Origin of the sequence: Bartonella sp. AP57NXGY (assembly GCF_042195805.1) — a bacterium.
Lineage (GTDB): Bacteria > Pseudomonadota > Alphaproteobacteria > Rhizobiales > Rhizobiaceae > Bartonella.
This window is the reverse complement of the sequence record NZ_JBHIOZ010000224.1, coordinates 1-1,859: the sequence shown is the minus strand read 5'-3', so window position 1 is coordinate 1,859 and position 1,859 is coordinate 1. Positions and strand designations below refer to the sequence as shown.

Annotated in this window: 4 protein-coding genes; all 4 read right to left on the bottom strand. The window is 35.6% G+C overall.

Annotated elements, in window-relative coordinates; genetic code table 11:
* Nucleotides 1–8: 8 nt before the first annotated feature.
* On the bottom strand, nucleotides 9–131 hold the full coding sequence (locus tag ACFIL8_RS09710) for a hypothetical protein (protein ID WP_375613388.1): 123 nt from the start codon (nucleotides 129–131) through the stop codon (nucleotides 9–11).
* A gap of 390 nt (nucleotides 132–521) precedes the next feature.
* Nucleotides 522–851 (bottom strand): hypothetical protein, encoded by a 330-nt coding sequence (locus ACFIL8_RS09705; RefSeq protein ID WP_375613389.1) that lies wholly within the window; start codon nucleotides 849–851, stop codon nucleotides 522–524.
* A 30-nt stretch (nucleotides 852–881) separates the two neighbouring features.
* Nucleotides 882–1,370 carry an MFS transporter gene (locus ACFIL8_RS09700; protein ID WP_375613390.1) on the bottom strand — a complete coding sequence of 163 codons (489 nt, stop codon included), beginning with the start codon at nucleotides 1,368–1,370 and terminating at the stop codon, nucleotides 882–884.
* Nucleotides 1,371–1,597: 227 nt separating this feature from the next.
* A partial coding sequence (locus ACFIL8_RS09695) for an NAD(P)-dependent oxidoreductase (RefSeq protein WP_375689600.1) occupies nucleotides 1,598–1,859 on the bottom strand: 262 nt, incomplete at its 5' end.

Genomic DNA, 1,859 nt, shown 5'->3' with positions numbered 1-1,859 from the left:
CGAAAATGCTATTTTTTTAACTCAACCGAATATTCAATACCACCGTATGGATCATAAATAACATGGTCTAAAGCCTCCCAAAGTTTGTCTCTTTCGATATTGCTCAACTCAAAAGTATTTTCATTTATCATTATAATTTCCTCCCCAATTATATTTCCCTACTTTTTTATTAAGAAAAGTGAAAAAACAATAATTAAAATTAAAATCAGCCATGTTAGTAAATAAGTGTCTGTAAAATCTTAGATTAATCCAAATAATGGTGGAGCAGTAATGATTGCGATTTGATTTATAGACATTGCTAAATCCAGAGAAAAGCCAACACTTTCTTTTGGCGAAGAGTCTACAATATAAGCAACCCAAGGGCCATACTATCCCATTCCTCCAAAAACTAACCAAGCAGATAAAATAGTTAAATAAATTATGGATCCACTCATGCCCAAAATTAATATTAAAAATCAAAAAACGACTGCAATCATACAAAACAAGACAGGAAAAAACCGTCCTTTTCTACAATGATCACGCTACGCTGCTAAAATAATTCTTCCTAAGGCACCAGAAGCCTGTGAAACAAAAAATAAATAAGTACTTTTATCTAAAGACAGGTGATAGATTCTATAAAAATAGATCGTTATAAAAATGGTTAAAACATATTGAACGATCACAAGTGAAACGCTTGGAAAAATAATATTCTTCATATGAGGCGCAGCCAACATTGCAAGACGAGATCTTACATTTGCATAGAACGAAATTCTTGCCTTGCTTTTTGGAACGATAGCGATAACTTTTGCTGGTGAGTGATAAAAAATAATAAATATACATCCCCCTAAAAAAGAAACTATGGCACCGACCAAAACGCACCTTGTATGCCATAGACAAGCACACTAGCAGGAAGAACTATTCCAGCTAATGCCCCCACAACCTAATGTTAACCCCGCCTGCCTTATTCCCATTGCAAATCCGCGCTGCGATTGTGGAAACCATGCAGAAACAGATTTAGCGCCACCGGGTTGAGCAGAACTATAAAATTCCCCTATAATTAGCAAACAAACCAAAAGGGAAATATAGTTATCTGCGATTGCTCCCAACAAAAGAACGACAGAAACGCCGACCGCGCCAACTCCAACAATATAGCGCTCGTTAAACTTGTCTAGTAATTCGTCAGCTACAAGTAAGCCAATAATAGGTAGGAATTGCGCTGCTGAAGACAGCAAACCTATTTGAGAGTCACTAAGCGAGAAATCCTTCTTAAAAAATTCAGCTAAAGGACCAATCCCTTGAACAAAGAAGCAGGCTGATGCTTGAGCGATCGTGGCAACAAGCAATATAATCCATCTATAATAATTTTTTCCTATAAATTTATTATTGCTCACTCCGCCCCCTCCAATTAAAGTGTATTCCAATGAAGTAGCCTTTTTTAATGATTGCAATAATAAATTGTGTATTTTATGCTGATTACATAAAAATCTGTCCATACTATTGGTATTAATATGAAAACTAAGGAATATGCTTAATTTAAGGAAATAAGCTATTATGTGTCGTGCAAATTTGATACGCTAGCGATATAAGATAAATTTTACAAACATTGGCTCAGCCGGCATTAAGCGCTCTTCATAAAAGATGCTATATTTTGGCAAGCTTTTTCAATATAATTCTCAAAGCTTTCTTCAGTCACATAGCCCAGATGTGGCGTGCAAAGAACTCTATCTGATTGCAATAATTTGCTCCCATATACTGGCTCGCTGTCATAAACATCCAGTGCAAAGTAAGTTGAATTTTCCAAATTTAGTATTTTTTCTATCGCCCCTTTTTCAACCAAAGCTGAACGCGCTGTGTTAACAAAAATAGCATGTGGTTTCATG